The 17,267-nt window shown below is 28.2% G+C and carries 14 protein-coding genes and 1 pseudogene; 11 read left to right on the top strand and 4 right to left on the bottom strand.

What is annotated here, in order from left to right:
- Window positions 1-43: 43 nt before the first annotated feature.
- The 4 genes from N5A56_RS10430 to N5A56_RS10415 form a co-directional block, all read right to left on the bottom strand.
- Entirely contained in the window at window positions 44-1,825 is a 1,782-nt protein-coding gene (locus N5A56_RS10430) for a hypothetical protein (RefSeq protein ID WP_265725401.1), read from the bottom strand.
- Window positions 1,825-3,534 carry a tetratricopeptide repeat protein gene (locus N5A56_RS10425; RefSeq protein WP_274270385.1) on the bottom strand — a complete coding sequence of 570 codons (1,710 nt, stop codon included), beginning with the start codon at window positions 3,532-3,534 and terminating at the stop codon, window positions 1,825-1,827. Before N5A56_RS10425 ends, N5A56_RS10430 begins: the two co-directional genes overlap by 1 nt.
- A 54-nt stretch (window positions 3,535-3,588) precedes the next feature.
- Window positions 3,589-4,407, bottom strand: a complete 819-nt coding sequence (locus N5A56_RS10420; RefSeq protein ID WP_265725399.1) for a tetratricopeptide repeat protein — start codon at window positions 4,405-4,407, stop codon at window positions 3,589-3,591.
- A 65-nt stretch (window positions 4,408-4,472) separates the two neighbouring features.
- Window positions 4,473-4,853, bottom strand: a complete 381-nt coding sequence (locus N5A56_RS10415; RefSeq protein ID WP_265725398.1) for an outer membrane protein assembly factor BamD — start codon at window positions 4,851-4,853, stop codon at window positions 4,473-4,475.
- A 158-nt stretch (window positions 4,854-5,011) separates the two neighbouring features.
- On the opposite strand from N5A56_RS10415, the gene N5A56_RS10410 reads away from it, so the two are divergent.
- From N5A56_RS10410 to N5A56_RS10360, 11 genes and pseudogenes are all read left to right on the top strand, one after another.
- A complete protein-coding gene (locus N5A56_RS10410) occupies window positions 5,012-5,698 on the top strand; it encodes a cell division ATP-binding protein FtsE (protein ID WP_265726131.1) in 687 nt (228 codons plus the stop codon).
- Window positions 5,699-5,713: 15 nt separating this feature from the next.
- Window positions 5,714-6,811: a glycosyltransferase family 4 protein gene (locus N5A56_RS10405; RefSeq protein ID WP_265725397.1), complete on the top strand. Its 1,098-nt coding sequence runs from the start codon at window positions 5,714-5,716 to the stop codon at window positions 6,809-6,811.
- A gap of 9 nt (window positions 6,812-6,820) precedes the next feature.
- Window positions 6,821-7,567 (top strand): glycosyltransferase family 2 protein, encoded by a 747-nt coding sequence (locus N5A56_RS10400; RefSeq protein WP_337994842.1) that lies wholly within the window; start codon window positions 6,821-6,823, stop codon window positions 7,565-7,567.
- Window positions 7,560-8,375, top strand: a complete 816-nt coding sequence (locus tag N5A56_RS10395) for a 2OG-Fe(II) oxygenase (RefSeq protein WP_265725394.1) — start codon at window positions 7,560-7,562, stop codon at window positions 8,373-8,375. The genes N5A56_RS10400 and N5A56_RS10395 overlap by 8 nt, the downstream gene beginning before the upstream one ends.
- 248 nt (window positions 8,376-8,623) lie before the next feature.
- A complete protein-coding gene (locus N5A56_RS10390; protein ID WP_265725393.1) occupies window positions 8,624-10,087 on the top strand; it encodes a serine hydrolase in 1,464 nt (487 codons plus the stop codon).
- 637 nt (window positions 10,088-10,724) lie between these two features.
- The gene (locus N5A56_RS10385) at window positions 10,725-13,289 is read left to right on the top strand and encodes a SusC/RagA family TonB-linked outer membrane protein (RefSeq protein WP_265725392.1); all 2,565 of its coding nucleotides are present in this window, start codon (window positions 10,725-10,727) and stop codon (window positions 13,287-13,289) included.
- A 56-nt stretch (window positions 13,290-13,345) separates the two neighbouring features.
- Window positions 13,346-14,119 carry a RagB/SusD family nutrient uptake outer membrane protein gene (locus N5A56_RS10380; protein WP_265725391.1) on the top strand — a complete coding sequence of 258 codons (774 nt, stop codon included), beginning with the start codon at window positions 13,346-13,348 and terminating at the stop codon, window positions 14,117-14,119.
- A 165-nt stretch (window positions 14,120-14,284) separates the two neighbouring features.
- A complete protein-coding gene (locus N5A56_RS10375; protein WP_265724966.1) occupies window positions 14,285-14,986 on the top strand; it encodes a FadR/GntR family transcriptional regulator in 702 nt (233 codons plus the stop codon).
- 122 nt (window positions 14,987-15,108) lie between these two features.
- Window positions 15,109-16,131, top strand: a pseudogene (locus tag N5A56_RS10370) (MFS transporter).
- 14 nt (window positions 16,132-16,145) lie between these two features.
- Window positions 16,146-16,439, top strand: a complete 294-nt coding sequence (locus tag N5A56_RS10365; RefSeq protein ID WP_265724964.1) for an MFS transporter — start codon at window positions 16,146-16,148, stop codon at window positions 16,437-16,439.
- 45 nt (window positions 16,440-16,484) lie between these two features.
- Window positions 16,485-17,249 (top strand): SDR family NAD(P)-dependent oxidoreductase, encoded by a 765-nt coding sequence (locus N5A56_RS10360; protein WP_265725389.1) that lies wholly within the window; start codon window positions 16,485-16,487, stop codon window positions 17,247-17,249.
- Window positions 17,250-17,267 lie beyond the last annotated feature (18 nt).

Raw genomic sequence — 17,267 nt, 5'->3', positions numbered from 1 at the left:
AATCTACATAAATGAAACGATAAAAAAGTTAAAAATATTTGAGTTAGAAATCAAATTTGTAAGTAACACCACCTAATGCTTGAAAACCCTGGGTATTAAAGTTTGCAAAACGCTCATAATTGTTATTTAGGATATTGTTTAATTTGATAAAAACAGAGAAACTATCGTTAAAATGATAGCCTCCATTAAGGTTAACATCTATAAAAGAGTCTAGTTTTTGAATAGAATTTGATGTTGAAGGAAATGTTGTTTTATACAATACATCTTTTCTATCATTTAGGTAAAAAATATTGGTAGTTGCGTACCATTTATTACTTTTATATTTACCAATAAATGAAGTTTGTAAAGTTGGTGAGTTCCAAGCTTCTATTTGATTGGTAGTGGAATAATTATTAAATTGAACGTTTGAAGCAAGTGTAATTCTCTTAGGAAATTCGTATTCAATTTCTGCAAAGAAAGACGTTGTTTTTATATCGTCATAAACAATATTAAAAGAGTTTCCGTATTCATAACCTTTTAAAGGTTGACTATTTGATGTGTTGTTAACTCCATTAGACTTCGAATTGTTTCGAATAAATAAAGGCTTGTCTTCTTCTTCCTTAATACTTGCAGAAATATTAAAACTAATATCGTTGCTTAAAACACCACTAAACCCTATAAAAGCATTGTTTTTTTCTGATGTTTGAGTCATAAATAAAGTTGGAGAAACATATGGATTGTTTTCTGTAAATTCTTTGTAAGTATTAGTCTTTAATTTTCCATTTATACCTGCGTATATATTTAAATGCTCCTTAATAATTGGTTTTTGTACTTGAATATCTGGATAAGCTAAAAGGTTAGAAACTTTGTTCTCAAGATCAAAAGAACCAAATATTTTAGCACCTAACTTTAAAGAAAAACCATTAAATGTTGTTTTATATTCAGGATTTAATAGTGCTGTAAAAATGGAATAATCTAAACTGTTTTGATTTGTATAATTACTAGCAAACTGTCCGTTTAAAAACTCAAGACCAGTTCTTACCGTAATATTGTTTAATGCATTACTAATAAAGCGAATTGGTAGGTCTAAATCGGTATCAAAATTTACCAAAGATTCACTGCTTTTAAAAGCATCAGAAAAATAAGAAACTGATATTATACTTTTATCAATATAGGAGTCTACAAAATCAATTTCTCCAATAATATTAAAGTAATTATAAGTTTGATTTTCATTTATAGAATTTAAAGTATTTTGATTAAAATTATAATTTGGTAAGCCATACCAATTATATTCTTTTCTTTTTGTATTTAAACTAACTTTCCAATCGAAATATCTTTCTTCTTTTTTAAAATAAAGACTTGCTAAAAGATTAGAAAAATTACTATTTAATAATGAATTTTCTATATTATCAAAAGAAGCAAAGTATTTGGTGTATAAACCAAATTCGCTTTCAAATCTAGTACTATTATTAATATATGCTTCTAAGTATGGAGACGTATAGTTCCCAAAACCAGCCGCTACATAATTATTGTAAATACGTTCTTTTACACCTACATCTACCCCTTTTACTGCACCTGTTTTTGGAATAAAAGTAGAAGCAACAGGAGCGGAAAAAATATTATAATTTAATTTTTTCTTTTCGCTTTTTTCTAAAAGTTTTACTGTTGGGTTTTTTCTAATCTTATTAGCGTCTGCAATTTTGGGATTATATTTAGTAACCACTTCAATTACTTCTGTTTTTACAGTATCAATTTTTTTAGGAGTCACTTTTTTATTTGGTTTGCTTTGTGCATTCGCTGTAAAGAAACCAAGTGAGAGTATAAATATGTGAAAGCCTTTTTTCATTAATTTTTATTTTGTGGGATTATAGAATTATTTGTTTTGGCTTCGTTTTCTTTAATTTTATCTAGTTCTTCTTGAGCTTCTTTTACAATATCTTTATATTTTGAGAAATTTTTAATTACGTTTTCTAAAATAAAAGTTGCTTGATATGCATCTTTTAAACTATAATAATTTTTAGCCATTGTTACATAACTTTTTACTCCCCAATATTTATAAACGGAGTAATTGGCTATTAAATTTTGAACAATTTTATTTGAAGCATCATACTCTTTCTGTTGATTTTTAAAAAATGCACTATAGTATAAAGTTTCTGCTTTGAGTTCTCCCGTTGCGTTTTTTTCTAATTCAGTATAATATTCTTCAGAAGTAGTGTAATCTTCTGAGTTAAAGGAAGACCTTGCTATAATAGTAATTGCATCTAAACCTAAAGAGTTTTTACTGTTGTTTTTGGAGAGTACTTTTTTAGCGTATTCTGTAGCTTCTATGTATGATTTTGTTTCGTAATAACCTTTCATTAAATTACTTTGAGCAAATAATACATTTTCTGTAACATAAGCTTCTTGTGCTAACCTTTCTAAAAGAGGTAAAGCTTCATCAAAATTTTGTTTTTCTAAATAAATTTGAGATAATTTTGCTAATACATCTTCGCTATATTGAGTAGTTCCTGCCTGTAAAACTATTTTATAATTAACAATAGCTTCGTCAAATTTTTCATCTTTAAAAAGCACATCTGCTAAATAATAATTTGCTTTTAAATAATGAGCTCCTTCAGGAAATTTATCTAAATACTTTTTTAAAGTAAATATGGTAGAAAAATTATTTTGTCCATCAAAATATTTTTTTTCAGCAATCGAAAAGGTAGAATCATCTGCTTCAGATTCAGATACATTTACAAACTTTAATTGCCTTACCCAAGCTACATATTCTTCAAAATTATCTTCATCTAAATATATATTTTTAGCATTTGCAACAGCTTCTAGAGCATCTGGAGTATTAGGGAATTTTTTAACAACTAACTTAAATTTCTCGATTGCTTTTTTGTTTTTGTTATCATTATAATATAACAATCCTTGTCTTACCAAAGCCCTTGGCAAAAGAGAACTTTTGGGATGTTTTTTTAAAAGCCTATCATAAGCTTCATGAGCTTTAGTATTTTTTTTAATTTTAGTGTAAGTAATTGCTAGTTGAGACAAAGCATCATCTTTTAAAGAAGAAATATTATAATTATTAACAACTTTAGTTAAAGCATCAATTTTGTTATCATTTTCATTTCTAAAACCAAAGCTCATTCCTATTTGAAATTGTGCATAATCTGCACCAGCCCCCGAGTTTTTAACAACAGTTTTATAGTGTTTTATTGCTTCTAAATAATTTCTAGTAGCAAAATAACTATCACCTAAACGTATAATTGCATCATCTTTAATTTCGTGTTCTATATTTTCTTTTTTTATGAATTGATTAAAAGCAATAGTAGCTTCCTCATATTGTTTTAGTTTAAAGTGGGTATATGCAATGTTATATTCTAATAAAGGAAAATTGTTATTTGTTTTTAAAGCAGTATTAAGTTTTATGAATTTACTTAAGGACTCTGTGTGTTTTTTTAATCTATATAATGTTTCTGCTTCCCAATAACTTGCTTTTTGTGAAATGTTTTTTTCTTTAGATGCTTTACTTCTTATAAAAAGGTAGTGCATTAATATATTTATTTTCATTAAATAATTGAATGCCTCTATATAGAGAAACTTCTAATGATAAAGCTAAATTATCTACTGAGCTTTTTTCTTTAAGTACTCTAGAGCTCCTTGATAATTTTGTTGATGAATAAATGAAGAAACAACCAATGCATTAATTTCTTTATAAGCAGGTGAGTTTGGATATTTTTTTAGGAAATTTTGTAAAACGTCAGAAACGTTTTGAAAAGGATTACCCGTTTCATAGCTTAATTTCGCGTAGTTTAGTGCAGCATCTTCTTGAATTTTAAGATTAAAACTCATCTCACCAGCAGTTTTAAATGCGTTTAAAGCTTCCGTTTTTTTATCTATATTTAAATAACATTCTGCTAAATGATAATAAGCATTTTGAGAGACTGCATTTTTTTGATCTATTATTTTATTGAAATAATTAATAGCGTTTTCAAAATCATTTTGTTTAAAATATACATACCCTAATTGATAATAATCGTAGTTATTCCATTTTCCTCTTTTTCCAGAATATGCTTTTAAATAAGGTACAGCTTCTTCGTATTTTTTTAAGTTAAACAAACTTTCTCCTACTATTTTAGAAATTTCAGAGATATCTTTTTTTCTAGCGTTTAGTAATAATTTTTTTCCAACCTCAATACAGCGTTCAAATTTTCCTGCTTTAAAACTGATGTCTAGTAGGTAATACGTTATTTCTGCTTTATAAGAATCATTATCTGCAATTTCTTTTAATGTGGATTCGGCTATCCCGTAATCTTCGAGTTTATAGGCAATAAAACCATAATAGTATCTTGCATCATTCCCGTATTTAGCATCGTTTATTAAAGGTAAAAATCGGTTTTTTGCTAAAGCTAAATTTTTGGTTACAAGTAAGCCATAACCCATATTAAAGTTTAATTCTTTTTGGTTGTCTTTAGACAGTAAATCTCTATTTACTTTCTTGTACCATTTTAAAGCATAAGAAGCTTTTTTGTTTGCAAAGTAATAGTTTCCAACATTAAAATAAGCTTTATTTTTTTCCCACTAGTAGGGTTTTCTTCAACAAAAGTTAGAACTTTTTTATCTGCATTTGTTTGATTTAATTTAACAGAACACATGGCATCATAGTAAGATGCATCTGCTTTTAAGCTAGAGTTTTTTAAAGCATTTTTATGCACTTTTTCAAAAGTTTTTTGGGCAGCAGCATAGGCTTTGTTATTGTACAGTTTTAGAGCATTATTAAAATCGGTAATAACACTTGCATCTAAAATAGATTGTTGAGAATTTATACTAAAAGTAATTAGTAGAAATAATATCGATAAAAAATGTTTTAAAGGAAAACGAAATTTCATACAATTGTTTTTGTTATAATCTAATTAACGAAGGTTTTTTAAATTTGTTTGATGATCAAAGAATATTTTTCTTTCCTCTATTTCAAAAATAAGAATTCTTCTGTTTTATTGTGATAAAATCATCAGAAACTTTTAAGTTTGTAGAAACGACTATTTTTATGGAAAATCCTGTTTTACATCTAGAAAACGCAGATATTTATCAAAGAGATAATTTGGTTCTGTCAAAAGTTAACTTAACAATTAATAAAGGAGAATTTTATTATTTAATAGGTAAAACTGGAAGTGGAAAAAGTAGTTTAATGAAAACACTTTATGGCGATTTACGCTTACAAAGAGGAACTGGAAGTATCGTGGGTTTTGACTTAAAAAAGTTGAAAGAAAAAGAGATTCCATTTTTAAGAAGAAAAATAGGAATCGTTTTTCAAGATTTTAAATTATTAAGTGATCGTTCTGTTTTTGATAATTTAGAATTTGTTTTAAAAGCTACAGGATGGAAAAACAAGGAGGAGATTAAAGCTAAAATAAATGAAGTCTTAGAGAAAGTAGGTATGCAGTCTCAATATTATAAAAAAACGTATGAACTTTCTGGTGGAGAACAACAAAGAGTAGCTATAGCAAGAGCGCTATTAAATGATCCGGAATTAATTTTAGCAGATGAGCCAACTGGTAATTTAGATCCAAAAACTTCTTTAGAGGTTATGGAGCTCTTAACTAAAATTCATAAAAGCGGGAAAACTATTTTAATGGCTACGCATGATTATCAATTAATTGTTAAATTTAAGCACAATACATTAAAAGTTGAAGCTGGTGAGTTGTTTGAAGTAGTACAGCAGGCAACAGTTTAGTTAAAAGAATTATTTTTGGGTAAAAAGAAAGTTTTTGTAGCGGTAACTAACGATGTTTCTACAGATTATAGGGTGCATAAAGTATGTAATTATTTAATCAGTAAAAATTATGATGTTGTTGTTTACGGTAGAGTTTTACCAAATACAATAGCTGTAAAAAGAGGTTATAAAATTGTTAGAAAACAGCATTTTTTTAATAATAATTTTCTGTTTTATGCCGAATTTAATATCAGATTATTTTTTTATTTACTTTTTAGAAAATACGATTACATACTTTCTAATGATTTAGATACATTACCATCTTGTTTTTTTGCTAGTAAAATAAAAAATATAAATTTAGTGTATGATAGTCATGAGCTTTTTTCTGAAGGACCAGAATTACAAGGAAGAAAATTTGTGCAAGGTTTTTGGAGAAAGTTAGAAGACTTTTTCTTACCAAAAATTAAAAATTCATATACTGTAAGTCAATCTATTGTTGAGTTTTATGATGATAAATATCAGAATAAAATGGGGTTGATTCGAAATATACCCTTAAAGAAAGATGTTTTAATTGTTGATGATATTGTTTTTCCTACAAAGAATAAAACAATTATTTATCAAGGAGTTTTAAATCCAGGGAGAGGTTTAAAACCAATGATAAAAGCATTAAACTTTATTAATGATGTAGATTTGATAATTGTTGGTTACGGTAAAGTAGAAGAAGAGTTAAAGGATTTTGTAGCTAAAGAAAACATGAATAATAGAGTTCATTTTTTAGGGAGAGTTTCTAGAGATAAATTATTTAACTATACAAAAAAAGCTACTTTAGGAATGGTTTTAGAAGAACCTTTAGGTTTAAGTTTTCAGTATTCTTTGCCTAATAAATTATTCGATTATATACATGCTGGTATTCCTATAATTGCTGGTAATTTACCCGAGATTACAAGAATTGTAAATAAATATAAAGTAGGAGTTCTTGTTAATGATTATCAACCAGAAACAATTGCAAATGCAATAAAAAAACTTTTAAAAGATGATGTTTTATTATCAGAAATAAAAGAAAATGAGCAAAAAGCAAAAGATATTTTATGTTGGGAAAAGGAAAGTGAGAAATTAGATAATTATTTTAAATAACATAAATTTATCAAACCAAAAATATCCATAATAATTCCTGTTTTGAACAACCTACTAGGGTTGCAAAAAACGATTATTAGTATTAAGTCTCAAACTTTTTCTAATTACGAGGTCTGGATTATTGATGGTAAATCTTCTAAGGAAACTCAAGAATATTTAGAACATTTAGAAGCGCCATTTTTCTATCAATCAGAAAAAGATAAAGGAATTTATGACGCAATGAATAAAGGAATAGCTTTTTCTAACGGAGAATGGTTGTACTTTTTAGGAGCAGGAGATGAGCTTTATCATGAATCTGTTTTAGAGAATTGTTTTTTAAATCGAACTTTAGAAAGCGTAAATTTAATTGCAGGTAATATCGTTTACGTAGGTAATAAGACTCCTTTTATATATAGTAAAAATAAAATGACTAAAAACCCTTCTTGGTCAAACGATATGTGGATTAGAAATGGTTTACATCATCAAGGTACATTTTATAAAAAAGTACTTTTTTTAAATACCAAATATCCTTTAAAATACAAGACACTATCAGATTATTGGTTAAACCTTATATTATATAAACAGAATGAGAAATGTTTTATTATTGAATCAACTATTGCAAAGTGTAATTCAGACGGTGTTTCTAAATCTGGTAATTGGAATTTATATAAAGAAGAGGTTAATTTAAAAACTGATTTAACTTCGTTGTTATTAAAACCAATTTTTTATATTGTTGCGTTCACTAAATTCTTGTCAAGAAAAATTGTAAATGATTAACAGAAAAGAAATCGCATTATTAATCGTTGATAAATTAACGAAAGAAAAAGCATCTTTAAAAGACCTTTTTTACAAAAGTAAAAATGAAATTGGTTTTTTTTATGTTGATGATCTTCTACCTGGAGATTTTGTAAATGCAATTTATAAGAGTTTTCCGAAATTATCTGAAACCAAACAAAGAAAGAACATTAGAGAACATAAGTATGTTGCCTATCAAATGGATAAATACAATCCGCTTTTAGAAGAGGTAATTTATGCTTTTCAAGATGAAAGTGTTGTTAATTCAGTTTCAGAAATCTGCGGATTAAAAAATATTCTTCCAGATGATAATTTATATGCTGGCGGAATGTCTTTAATGTCGAAAAATAATTACTTAAGTCCGCATTTAGATAACTCACACGATAAGGATAGACAGTTGTGGCGTGTTTTAAATTTACTTTTTTATGTAACTCCAAATTGGCAATTAGAAAATGGTGGCAATTTAGAATTATGGAATAAAGGTTTAAAGGAATCTCCAATAATTATAGAAAGCCGCTTTAATAGGTTGGTTGTTATGGCAACGCATCAAGAATCTTGGCATTCTGTAAATAAAGTTGTAGTAGATAAGGTTAGATGTTGTGTATCTAATTATTATTTTTCTGAAATATCACTAACTAATAATGATGACTTTCATATAACAACCTTTAGAGGCAGACCTTCTCAAAAAATAAAAGATGTTGTTTTTAGAATTGATAATGGTTTGCGAAGCTCAATTCGTAAATTATTTAAAAAAGGAATTAGAGAAAATCCACATCACTATAAAAAATAAAACCCACTCCTTATTAAGAAGTGGGAAAAATTGCTATGAAAAAGAATGATAAGAAGATTCTTATCAAAAGCATAGTCGTTTTACTTTTTAGTTACTTACACTTTTTTTACAAAATTTTATGTTTTTACAATTAAGCATATAAACTTGTTATACATAGTATAATAGTTGTTAGTTATCTCATAAGATTCTATTCAGTCTGTTTTCATTTTACTTTTGAAAAAGTTTAATAAATAGAAAATATAAATCTTATGAAACAATTTTTAAAATACAATGTAATAAAGCTAGTGTTACTAGTTTCTGTTTTTCTGTTAACATCCATTTCAAATTCTTTTGGGCAAAGTAAAGCAGAAAAGATTAAAGAGTTAATGAGCGTAAATAATGAGTACGGCTTATTTAATGGTTCTGTACTTGTTGTAGAAAACGGAAAAGTAATCTATAATGAAGGTGTAGGTTTCGCAAACATGGAATGGGATATTCCTAATAAACCAAATACGAAACATCGTTTGGGATCTATTACTAAACAATTTACTTCAATGTTAATTCTTCAATTAGTTGAACAAGGTAAATTAAAATTAGATGCTAAAATTTCAAATTATCTTCCTGATTATCCGAAGAAAACCGGAAATCAAATAACAGTACATCATTTACTTACGCATACTTCTGGGATTCCAGAGTTTTTAATGATTCCAAATTTCATGAAAGAATATAGTAGAAATACTTACACACCAAATGAGTTTATTTCGTTATTCTCAGATTTACCGCTTCAATTTAAACCGGGTAAAAAATTCTCATATAGTAATTCGGGATATTTTTTATTAGGTGTGCTAATTGAAAAAATTACAGGTAAATCTTATGAGCAAGTTTTGCATGAAAATATTTTTATACCTCTTAAAATGAAAAATACTGGTTTTGATCATCACAGTACATTATTAAAGAATAGAGCAACAGGTTATTTAAAAACAGGAAAAATATATAGCAATTCTAATTTTGGAGATATGTCTATACCTTATGCCGCTGGATCTATGTATTCTACAACAGAAGATTTATTTATTTGGGATAAAGCTTTGTCTCAAAATTTACTTTTAAAAGAAAAGTATAAAAAATTATTATTTAAACCTTATGTTTCTGCTTGGGGTGGAGGTTATGGCTATGGTTGGCATATAATTGAAAAAAGTATTGGAGGTAAAAAAGTTAAAATTATTAATCATACGGGTGGCATAAATGGATTTACAACTGTTATCTATAGAATGCCAGAGCAGAATAATTTAATAGTTTTGTTAAATAATGTGGAAAATACTAATTTAACTAATATAGGTTTATCAATAGGAAGTATACTTTATAATGGACCATATGTTTTGCCTAAAAAATCATTTGCAGATTTATTAATGGAGACTGCTATGACTGAAGGATTTGATATCGCTTTTCGAAAATTTGTTAAATTTAAGGATACAGATAATTATTCTATTAATGAAAATGAGATTAATAATTTAGGTTATCAGCTTTTAGGAATGAATAAAGTTGTTGAAGCTATTGAAATTTTAAAACTTAATGTAGAGAAGTTTCCAAACTCATGGAATACTTATGATAGCTTAGGAGAAGCATATCTAATAAATGGGAGTAAAAAAATGGCAATTTTAAATTATAAAAAATCTTTAAAATTAAACCCTAAAAATTTGGCAGGTAAAAAAGCCTTAAAAAAACTTCAAAATTAAATATTGAATTCTTAAAAACCTTTTTGTTTTGTATTAGTAACCTCAATTAAAAAAATAATTGAGGTTACTTTTTTTATAAAACAATTAACTTTCTAATTTTTTTATAAAAATACTCATTAATAATAATACCTCTTATTTAAGTTTAAGACCTATAAAATTTCTCTAAATGAATAAGTAAAAATGTAAACTAAATGTTAATCTTTTTATTGATATATATCGCTAATTAATAATGGTTTAAAGAATTTAATATTTAATTAATCAATTTCTTAACTTTTTGGTAAAAATTTTAACTTTTTATTAAGATTTACTTGTTTTAAAAAAATATGTGTATATCTGGAAAATCAATCTGATTATCCAATTTGGATAACCAGTTGAGTTAACAAAAAATAGATAGCGTATGATATTAAATTTGAATTAATTAAAACGAAAAAGGATAGGTGTACGTCTATCCTTTTTATTAAAAAAACTTCTTCAAAACGAAGAGCAAACCAATACATCGTCTAAATATTAAATATCATTTATTAAAAACAAGTTATTTTTTTAATAGTGATTTTAGTTTTTAGGTTGTGTTAATTAAAAACCGTTATTCATAAAATATGAATAACAAATTACATTTTTAAAAACATAAAATACTATTATGAAATTAAAATTTAAAATAACATTACTGCTAGTAATGTTAGTAAACATTTGCTTTTATGCACAAGATGCATACACTTTAAAAGGTGTAGTAAATTCTAAAGGGGAAAACTCACCTTTACCTGGAGTAACTATTGTAATCCAGAACACTGCCAAAGGAACAGAAACAGATTTTGATGGTAATTATTCTATTCAAGTAGAAAAAGGTCAAGTTTTAGAATTTTCTTATTTAGGTTATGCTACGCAGAAAGTAACTATTACTAATCAAAAAACATTAAATATATCATTAGTAGAAGATGCTAGTGTATTAGATGAGATTGTAGTTGTTGGTTATGGTACTCGTAAAAAAAGTCATTTAACTGGTGCAATTGCAAAAATAGGAGGTGATGATGTTGCAGCAGTTCAAGCTACGCGTGTAGATGAAGCAATGGCTGGTAAGTTAGCTGGTGTATTAATTCAAAACGCAAGTGGAGAGCCAGGAGCAGATCCAAAAATTCAAATTAGAGCTGCTTCTTCTATATCAAGCAATTCTAATCCTTTAATTGTTGTAGATGGTTACCCAATTTCTGGTAGTTTAGCAACTGTTAATCCGAACGATATTGAAAGTATGGAAGTGCTAAAAGATGCTGCATCTGCTGCTATATATGGTTCAAGAGGTGCAAATGGTGTTGTTTTAGTTACTACTAAAAAAGGAAAGTCTGGTAAAACAAAATTTAGTTATAATACTTATTTAAGTGCTTCAAATAAGTATAGAGATAATATTCTTAAAACAGGATCAGAATGGGCAGCACACTCAAGAAGTGAAATTGCAGCTGGTAATTGGGATCTTTCTCAAATTGATCCTGCATTTATAGAATATAGATTATCTGCATATGAAAACTCTCCTGGAGAAGTAAGTGTTGAAGATTGGTTATATCAATCTGGAACAAGTGTAAGTCATGACTTTAGTATGAGTGGAGGTAATGATACTTCAAACTATTTTGCATCTGTAGGTTACCAAGATACTGAAGGTATTGTAAGAACTCAAGGTTTTGAAAGAGTAAACGCTCGTTTAAATATAGATACCAAATTTGGTGAAAAATTTAAGACAGGTTTAAATTTTAACGGATTTATGTCTAAAAGACAAATTGTTGCTCATGATATGAGAGATTTATCAAGAGCATATAGTTTTCACCCAATTTATCATACTGAAGAATCTATTGCATTTGTACAAAATTTAAATAACCAAGCTGTAGGTTTAGGTTTGCAAGCATTTGATGCTGGTAGAAATTCAGCAACAGATGGTGTTGATGGATATGTACAAAGTATTCAAGACTTAGTACCAGGTGATTTTGTGAACGATTGGCATTATGGAAAAAATAATAATGGTATTGGAGGTTCTGGAGATCAGGGTCCTGCAGCTAAGTTAGATAACGCTGAGAACTGGGAAAAAACATATTTTTTTAATATTAGCTCTTATATAGAATATAATCTATTAGAAGGTTTAAACCTAAAAACTGTTTTAGGTGCAGATCTTAGAGATACACAATCATATTATTATCAAGGAATTTTAGCAGATGGTAAAGCTAGATTTCAAAATACAGATTTAGATCAAACTGATACTAAAAGATCATCTATTTTAAGTGAAACTACTTTAAGTTATACAAAAGAAATAGGAAACCATGATGTTTCTGCGGTAGTAGGTGTTGAGTTTCAAAATAATTATACGAAAGCAACAGCTTTAAGAGGATCTTATGTTCCTTTTGGTGATATTGTTAATTATGGTTTATTAGATCCAGCAAATATTGTAGTTACAGAACGTGATGAAACGAGTACAAGAAGAAGTGTCTTTGGTAGAGTTAATTACGCGTTTGATGATAAATATTTAGTATCTGCATCTATTAGAAGAGATGGTGATTCTCGTTTTGGAGCGAACAATAGATATGAAGTATTTCCTGCAGTTTCTTTAGGTTGGAATGTTCATAAAGAAGATTTTTTTGCGGATAACGATATATTAAGCAAATTAAAGTTAAGAGCTAGTACAGGTTCTTTAGGTACTGCATCTTTTTTAGGAGCTTATAGTTCTTTAAGTTTGTTAGGTTCTGGAGCAACAGTCTATGGTAACGGGTATTTGATTCCTACAGATGTCGCTAATCCAGATTTAACTTGGCAAACAAATACTGAAACCAATTTCGGTATTGACTTAGGTATATTAAACAATCGTTTTACTTTAGGAGTAGATTATTATACTTCTGATATTGAAAATATTTTAATTAATCAAAGTGTATCTGAAGTGCTAGGAACCAGTGCTATTAATCTTAACTCAGGTGATGTGCAAAGTTCTGGTTTAGAATTTGAGTTTGCTGCAAACTTGATTAATAAGGATGATTTTTCTTGGAATCTTAGTGCAAATTTATCTACAGTTAAAACAGAAATTACTGATTTAGGAGATTTAGATGAATTACCTAGGTTATTTGCTGGTCAATCTGGTAGAGATGTTGTTTTTAGAAATTATGTAGGTGGAGAAATTGGTGAAATTTGGGCTGTACAAACTGCTGGTCAAGTTGAAATGAAATTTCTATTTTAGCTAGAAAATCTGTAGCAGATGTTTATAGTCAAATAATTACAGATCTTTCAGATGCTATGTCAAATTTAGATAATTCTGGTATTGCAACAGGAAGAGCTTCTAAGATTGCTGCACAAGGATTGTTAGGTCGTGCTTATGTATATATGGGAGACTTTGTAAATGCAGAACCATATTTACGTGATGTTGTAAATGGAGCTGCAGGTGCAGGAATTAGTTTACAAGCAAATTTTGCAGATATATTTGGAAATGATTTAAATTCAGAGATTTTATATTCAACTCAAATTTCTGGAGCTATTACTGCAGGTTCTGGTACTGTATTTGCTTTTTGGTTTGGTGGAAATGATTCTAAGGGAGATGATTTTCCAATTACTAATTCATTAGTAAAAGCTTTTGATGATACACAAGATGTAACAAGAAAAAATGTTACTATAAATAGAACTAGTGCTGTAAGAGTAGTTGGTACTAAGTTTAATAGTGGAGATCAAGATTTTATTGATTTAAGATTAGGAGACGCAATTTTATTATATGCCGAAGCATTAAATGAAAACGGAAGTACTCCTGCTGCTATTACTCAATTGAATAAAATTAGAAGTAGAGCAAATTTAGCAAATACAACTGCTGTAACACAAGTAACAGTTAGAACTGCTATTGCAAATGAAAGAAGATTAGAATTAGCTTTAGAAGGACAAAGATTTTTCGATTTGGTAAGAACTGGTACTTTAGATGCTGCAATGGGTAAAACTATAAGCTCTAATTATCATGTATTTCCATTACCAACATCTGAAATTTTTGCAAGTGGAGAAGTAATTACTCAAAATGCAGGTTACTAGCATTTTGCAAATAAATAGATATTATTTGAGTTAATTTTATTAAGGTTTTACTTTATTTGATTAATCTGATAAAGTAAAGCCTTAATTTTTAAAAGAAATTATCTAATTCGAAATAGTTTTTATACATTTATACTAATAAATTTACTTACTAAATTAAGATAGATTATGAAGATAGAAGTACTTACAAAAAACGAAAATCAACAAGTTCAAAATTTAATAATTAAAGGAATTAGAGATCTTATTAATTATAAAAATTTAGAACCTGGAGATAAGTTACCTTCAGAGCGTATGCTTTCGGAGAAGTTTGAAGTAAGTAGATCTAATGTTCGAGAAGCTATTGGTAAGTTAGAGTTTTATGGATTATTAAAATCAAGACCACAAAGTGGAACTTTTGTAGCAAATATTGGAGTAATTGCCTTAAATGGTATGATTGAAGATATTTTAAGATTAGAAGAACCAGATTTTAAATCTTTAGTAGAAACTAGAATTTTATTAGAATTAAAAACAGCGAGATTAGCTTCCATACAAAGAACTGAAGAAGATTTAATAGAAATAAAAAAAGCATTAGAAGCTTATAAAAGTAAAGTTTTAAATGGTGAAGATGCAGTTCAAGAAGATTTGTTATTTCATCTTGCAATAGCAAAAGCAAGCGGAAATAGTACTATGAACACTTTTATGTTAATTATTACTCCAGAAATAATTACAAATTTCGAAAAATATCATGTTTGCGATAAAGGTTTAGCTCATGAAGGTATAAAAGAGCATCAAGATATTTATGATGCAATTTTAAATCAAGAACCAAAATTGGCAAAGGAAAAAATGAAAGTTCATTTTAAAACTTTATACCAATATTGTTATAATATATAATTTTTTAAAAAAGTTATAATTCTTTTTTTAGAGATATTATTATCTAATTACATTAATATATAATTAAGTAATTTTTTTGCTTTTCTAGCAATTTCATTCACTTTATTAAAATAAGTTTAATAATGACAATAACAACTATTGTTATTGCAATATTCTACGTTAAAAAACTAAAATTTAAAATGAAAATAAAAGGACTTAGATGGTGGATTATCGTGTTGATATTTATCGCTACGGTAATAAATTATGTAGATAGAACCGCATTTGCATTGTTGTGGCCAGAGATGGGAAAAGATTTAGGGATGGATAATTCCGATTATGCTATTATGTTAAATATATTTATGGCTTGTTATGCAGCAGGAAAATTTCTTTCAGGGAAGTTGTATGATAAAATAGGAACACGATTAGGGTTTACAGTTTCTATAGTTGTTTGGTCTTTAGCCTCATTACTTCATGCCTTTACCAAAGGATTAATATCATTATCTATTGTAAGAGGATTATTAGGTTTAGGAGAAGCTGGTAATTGGCCAGGAGCGGTTAAAAGTAATGGCGAATGGTTTCCTATAAAAGAGAGAGCTACAGCCCAAGGTATTTTTAATTCAGGAGCATCAATAGGTAATGTAATTGCCCCTTTTATCATTGTTTATTTATATACACAATTTGGTTGAAAGACTACATATATTATATTAGGAGGAGTAGGAGTTTTATGGGTTATTCCATGGTTATTTTTAAACAAATCTACACCAGAGAAGCACCCTTGGGTAACGCAAGAAGAAAGAGATTTAATTTTATCAGATAGAATTGATAAAGAAGAAGATGTCTCAAAAGAAAAGTCAAAAAGTTTATCAGTAGGAAAAATATTAAGCTACAAACAATCTTGGGGAGTTTTATTATGCAGGTTTTTTATGGAGCCAATTTGGTGGTTTTTTGCAGGATGGATGCCAATTTACTTAAACAAAACATTTGGATTAAGTCTTGAAGAAATAGCAGCTACAATGTGGATTTCCTATTTAATGGCAGCAGCCGGAAGTATTATTGGAGGTTGGTTTACTGGACTTCTTATGAAATCAAAATCAGTAGATGCAGCAAGAAAGATTACAATTTCAGTAGGAGGGTTGTTAGTATTTATAGTATCGTTCAGTTTGTAGGGGAAAACAATTTTATGACCTTTATTTACTTAGCAGGTCTAGTACTGTTTGGATTTCAATTTGCTATTGGTAATGTTCAGACGATTTCTAGTGATTTATTTAGAGGTCCATCTGTAGGAACTTTAGCAGGACTAGCAGGAACAGTTGCAGCAGTATCTCCAATGATTATGAACTGGTTTATAGGAAAGATAACCGGAGGCGGATCTTATACACCAGCATTTATTGCAATTACAATATCAGTTTTACTAGGTGTTTTATCAATTTTTGTATTGATTAGAAAGATAGAGCCCGTAAGAAAAAATATTTAAGAATAAAGAAGAGTAAAATACATAAAGAGTTATAAAAATAATAAGATGAGTAAAATAGAAGGAAAAGTTGCTGTTATAACAGGAGCTACAGGCGGAATAGGTTTTGCAGTAGCAAAGAGATTAGGAAAAGACGGATATACAGTAATTTTAAATGGTATAGATCATGAAGCTGGCGCAGCACGAGTTGCAGAATTAACAGCAGAAGGAATTACAGCAGAATATTACGGATTTGATGTAACTCAAGATGAAGCAGTAACAGAAAACATAACAAAGATTGGAGAGAAATATGGTAAAATTGATGTTCTTGTAAACAATGCAGGAGGATTGGGAGGAAGATCTCGTTTTGAAGAAATGACTACAGAATTTTACAGATTTGTAATGGCATTAAACTTAGATTCGGCATTTTTTGCATCAAGAGCCGCGATTCCATTTTTAAAGAAAAGCGATAATGCTTCTATCATTAACTATACATCTAATGCAGGTTGGAATGCTGGAGGACCAGGAGCAGGAATCTATGGAACATCAAAAGCAGGAGTTCATGCAATAACCAGAGCTTTAGCTAAAGATTTAGCAGAATACAGCATTAGAGTAAATGCGGTATCACCAGGAACAATTGATACGCCATTTCATGCACAAATAAAAGCAACAAAACCAGAAGTATTTGCTTCTTGGGCAAACAACATTATGTTAGGGAGATTAGGTCAACCAGAAGATGTTGCTGGAGTTGTATCATTTTTAGCAAGTAAAGACGCTGCTTTTATTACAGCAGAAACTATCCAAGTAGGTGGTGGACAAGCTTTAGGTATTTAATAAATAAAGTTATTTATT

The sequence above is a fragment of the Polaribacter ponticola genome (genome assembly GCF_026191475.2).
In the GTDB taxonomy this organism is placed as follows: Bacteria; Bacteroidota; Bacteroidia; order Flavobacteriales; family Flavobacteriaceae; genus Polaribacter; species Polaribacter ponticola.
The sequence above is the reverse complement of the archived record's forward strand: the minus strand, read 5'-3'. Positions and strand labels throughout refer to the sequence as shown.

Excerpts from the sequence above, each read along its gene's own strand:
- N5A56_RS10375 (WP_265724966.1), top strand. The coding sequence starts at position 14,285 with ATGAAGATAGAAGTACTTACAAAAAACGAAAATCAACAAGTTCAAAAT.
- N5A56_RS10420 (WP_265725399.1), bottom strand. The coding sequence starts at position 4,407 with ATGGGTTATGGCTTACTTGTAACCAAAAATTTAGCTTTAGCAAAAAAC.
- N5A56_RS10395 (WP_265725394.1), top strand. The coding sequence starts at position 7,560 with ATGATTAACAGAAAAGAAATCGCATTATTAATCGTTGATAAATTAACG.
- N5A56_RS10365 (WP_265724964.1), top strand. The coding sequence starts at position 16,146 with ATGACCTTTATTTACTTAGCAGGTCTAGTACTGTTTGGATTTCAATTT.
- N5A56_RS10425 (WP_274270385.1), bottom strand. The coding sequence starts at position 3,534 with ATGAAAATAAATATATTAATGCACTACCTTTTTATAAGAAGTAAAGCA.
- N5A56_RS10415 (WP_265725398.1), bottom strand. The coding sequence starts at position 4,853 with ATGAAATTTCGTTTTCCTTTAAAACATTTTTTATCGATATTATTTCTA.
- N5A56_RS10380 (WP_265725391.1), top strand. The coding sequence starts at position 13,346 with ATGTCAAATTTAGATAATTCTGGTATTGCAACAGGAAGAGCTTCTAAG.
- N5A56_RS10410 (WP_265726131.1), top strand. The coding sequence starts at position 5,012 with ATGGAAAATCCTGTTTTACATCTAGAAAACGCAGATATTTATCAAAGA.
- N5A56_RS10360 (WP_265725389.1), top strand. The coding sequence starts at position 16,485 with ATGAGTAAAATAGAAGGAAAAGTTGCTGTTATAACAGGAGCTACAGGC.
- N5A56_RS10385 (WP_265725392.1), top strand. The coding sequence starts at position 10,725 with ATGAAATTAAAATTTAAAATAACATTACTGCTAGTAATGTTAGTAAAC.
- N5A56_RS10390 (WP_265725393.1), top strand. The coding sequence starts at position 8,624 with ATGAAACAATTTTTAAAATACAATGTAATAAAGCTAGTGTTACTAGTT.
- N5A56_RS10430 (WP_265725401.1), bottom strand. The coding sequence starts at position 1,825 with ATGAAAAAAGGCTTTCACATATTTATACTCTCACTTGGTTTCTTTACA.